This is a genomic window from Actinoplanes sp. NPDC051633 (assembly GCF_040681735.1).
Classification (GTDB): Bacteria; Actinomycetota; Actinomycetes; order Mycobacteriales; family Micromonosporaceae; genus Actinoplanes.
This window is the reverse complement of record NZ_JBFAZH010000881.1, coordinates 1-3332: the sequence shown is the minus strand read 5'-3', so window position 1 is coordinate 3332 and position 3332 is coordinate 1. Positions and strand designations below refer to the sequence as shown.

At 67.2% G+C, this 3332-nt stretch carries 3 protein-coding genes; 2 read left to right on the top strand and 1 reads right to left on the bottom strand.

Annotated features, from left to right (window positions below):
- Both AB0M20_RS33815 and mmsB read left to right on the top strand, forming a co-directional pair.
- Positions 1-1180, top strand: a 1180-nt coding sequence (locus AB0M20_RS33815) for a sugar ABC transporter ATP-binding protein (RefSeq protein WP_364304406.1), incomplete at its 5' end; no start/stop codon positions are given.
- Positions 1177-2430: a multiple monosaccharide ABC transporter permease gene (gene mmsB, locus AB0M20_RS33810; protein ID WP_364304405.1), complete on the top strand. Its 1254-nt coding sequence runs from the start codon at positions 1177-1179 to the stop codon at positions 2428-2430. The genes AB0M20_RS33815 and mmsB, both read left to right, overlap by 4 nt.
- A gap of 48 nt (positions 2431-2478) precedes the next feature.
- Here the strand turns inward: mmsB and AB0M20_RS33805 are convergent, their stop codons facing one another.
- On the bottom strand, positions 2479-3120 hold the full coding sequence (locus AB0M20_RS33805; RefSeq protein WP_364304404.1) for a hypothetical protein: 642 nt from the start codon (positions 3118-3120) through the stop codon (positions 2479-2481).
- Positions 3121-3332 lie beyond the last annotated feature (212 nt).

The window sequence follows — 3332 nt, the reverse complement described above, 5'->3', positions numbered from 1 at the left end:
CGCCACGAACCGCGCCGCGGGGCAGCTGCTCCGCCCCGAGGGGCTGTCGGACAGTCCGGTCACGCCCGTCATCGACCTCGGCGTCGGCAAGCAGCAGCTGGTGGAGATCGCCAAGGCGCTGTCCAAAGAGGTCAAGCTGCTGATCCTCGACGAGCCCACCGCGGCGCTCAACGACGAGGACTCGGCGCACCTGCTCGACCTCATCCGCGGGCTGCGCGACGAGGGGATCACCTGCGTGATCATCTCGCACAAGCTGAACGAGGTGCTCGCCATCGCGGACCGGGTCACCATCCTGCGCGACGGCCGCACCATCAGCACGCTCGACATGGCCGCGGACTCGGTCACCGAGGACCGGATCATCTCCGGCATGGTGGGCCGCGACCTCGACCACCGGTTCCCGCCCCACGAGCCCAAGATCGGCGACGAGGTGCTGCGGATCGAGGACTGGACCGTGCACAGCCCCACCCAGCACGGCCGGGTCCTGGTCCGCAACGCGAACCTCTCGCTGCGCCGGGGGGAGATCGTGGGGCTGGCCGGGCTGATGGGCGCCGGCCGCACCGAGCTCGCGATGAGCGTGTTCGGGCGGGCGTACGGGACCGGGATCTCCGGGCGGATCATCAAGGACGGCAAGGAGATCCACCTGCGCTCGGTGCAGGACGCGATCAGGCACGGCATCGCGTACGCCACGGAGGACCGCAAGCGCTACGGCCTCAACCTGATCGAGGACATCAAGCGCAACGTCTCCGCCGCGGGCCTGCGCAAGCTGGCCCGCAGCGGCTGGGTCGACGAGAACGAGGAGTACAAGGTCGCCGAGGAGTACCGCCGGTCGATGAACATCAAGGCGCCCAGCGTCGCGAGCATCACCGGCAAGCTCTCCGGCGGCAATCAGCAGAAGGTCGTGCTGTCCAAGTGGATCTTCACGAACCCGGACGTGCTGATCCTCGACGAGCCGACCCGCGGGATCGACGTCGGCGCCAAGTTCGAGATCTATACGATCATCAACCGGCTCGCCGACGAGGGCAAAGCGGTGCTGCTCATCTCGTCGGAGCTGCCCGAGCTGCTCGGGCTGTGCGACCGGATCTACACGTTGTCGGCCGGCCGGATCACCGGTGAGGTTCCCCGGTCGGACGCCACACAGGAGGGCCTCATGACGCTCATGACCGCAGGGCAGCCGCGATGACCAGCGTCGCACCGACCAACGCCGACCTCGCGATGGACCCGGCGCCGACCGGCGGGTCCGACGGGCCGCGCCGCTTCTCGCTCAACCTGAACCTGCGGCAGAGCGGCATCTACATCGCCTTCGCGCTGATCGTGGTCCTGTTCACGGTGCTCACCGGCGGCGACCTGCTGGCGCCGCAGAACATCAGCAACATCATCGTGCAGAACTCGTACATCCTGATCCTGGCGATCGGGATGATCCTGGTGATCATCGCCGGGCACATCGACCTGTCGGTGGGCTCGATCGTCGCGGCCAGCGGAGCGTTCGCCGCGGTGCTGATGGTCAACCTGGATCTGCCGTGGCCCCTCGCGCTGCTCCTCACGCTGCTCGCGGGCGGGCTGATCGGCGCGTGGCAGGGCTATTGGGTGGCCTATTTCGGCATCCCGGCGTTCATCGTCACACTGGCCGGAATGCTGCTGTTCCGCGCCACCACATACAGCGTGCTCGGCAACCGCGGCATCGGCCCATTCCCGGACGAGGTCCGCACGCTGGCGAACGGCTTCACCGAGGGCTACCTGGGCAACATCGGCCTCGGCATGCTCGGCGGCGCCGACCTGCTGAGCCTGCTGGTCGGGCTGGTCGGGGTCGGTGCGATCTTCATGACCCAGTGGCGGGCCCGGGCGGCGCGGCTGCGGTACGACCAGCAGGTCGACGCGATGCCGCTGTTCGTGCTGAAGATCGCGTTCGCCGCGCTGGTCGTGATGTTCGTGATCGTGCAGCTCGCCCGGTTCAAGAACCTGCCCTGGGTGCTGGTGCTGCTCGCCGCGCTGGTGATCGGCTACTCGGTGCTCACCAACCGGGCGGTCTTCGGCCGGCAGATCTACGCCGTGGGCGGCAACCTGCAGGCCGCGACGCTGTCCGGCGTGAAGGTCAAGTCGGTGGTGTTCTGGATCTTCGTGAACATGGGTGTGCTGTCCGCGCTGGCCGGCATCATCTTCGCGGGCCGGCTCAACCAGGCCAACCCGACCGCCGGTGACCAGTTCGAGCTGGACGCGATCGCGGCGGCCTTCATCGGCGGCGCGGCGGTGCAGGGCGGCGTGGGCAAGGTGATCGGCGCCATCACCGGCGGCCTGATCATGGGCGTGATCAACAACGGCATGAGCCTGATCGGCGCCGAGTCGGAGCAGGTCATGTACGTCAAGGGAGCGGTACTGCTGATCGCGGTGGCCTTCGACGTCTGGACGAAGCGCCGCGCGGGCGCCGCCCGCTGACCGACCGGGAAGAGCCGTACGACGTGCGGCTCTTCCCGGACAAGGTCCTCAAGCAGCCGCCGGATCGGTATCCCACAGATCGACCACAGTCGCGGCCTCGGAATCGAACGCGCACAGCAGGTCCTGATCGTCGTGGGCCTCAAACGCGCAGGACCTCCGGACGTCCACGACGGTCGATGTGCCGCCCAAGCAGAGCGAGCGCATCTTTGACTGCATCAGGGCTGCAATGGTCAAGCCCGCGTGTTCGGAGAGTGGTTGCTGATCCAGCCAAAGACTGACGACGTCGACATGCTTGTGACTCCAGGCAATCCCGAAACGGGGGTTCACGTTGACGATCAGTCCCTGTCGCTCGACGCGAGCATTACGGACCCTGGCCAGCCGCTGGCGCGACGATGCCGGGTGCTCGCAGAGGTACTTCTCCCACCCGGCCGCGAGAGCAATGTAGGACGGCGCGTGATGTTGCGGCGCTTCCAGGTGGACCTGCCGCACATGAGCGAAGGAGTCGCCGGCTATCAGGTCGTTCCGGATGGCCGTGTAGAACTTCGCGTGCGGATCGAACTTTCGACCCGGCTTGAGCCGATCCTTCTTGAGTTTGGCGAGTACCGGCCTTCGCTCGGACGGTGATGCGTTCAGGTATCGCGCGAGTCCTCCCAACGTCAGATAGGGACCGGTGAAGGTTTCGACTGGCATCGTCACTCCTGCACAGGGGGCCGCGCGGTCGGTCGACCGCGCCGACGCCGCTCCTCAGCGGAGTGACTCCCTCTTTCGGGCAGGCCGGGTTTCCGCCGGATGCCGAAGTGAGTAAGATCCAGTCAGCGCAACCAGACCCGGCACTCGTGCTGGGAACCGGCCTCGCGAGTTGGCGCTCGCGAGGCCGGTGGCGTTCTCCCTGACTGTAAGTG

Excerpts from the sequence above, each read along its gene's own strand:
- mmsB (WP_364304405.1), top strand. The coding sequence starts at position 1,177 with ATGACCAGCGTCGCACCGACCAACGCCGACCTCGCGATGGACCCGGCG.
- AB0M20_RS33805 (WP_364304404.1), bottom strand. The coding sequence starts at position 3,120 with ATGCCAGTCGAAACCTTCACCGGTCCCTATCTGACGTTGGGAGGACTC.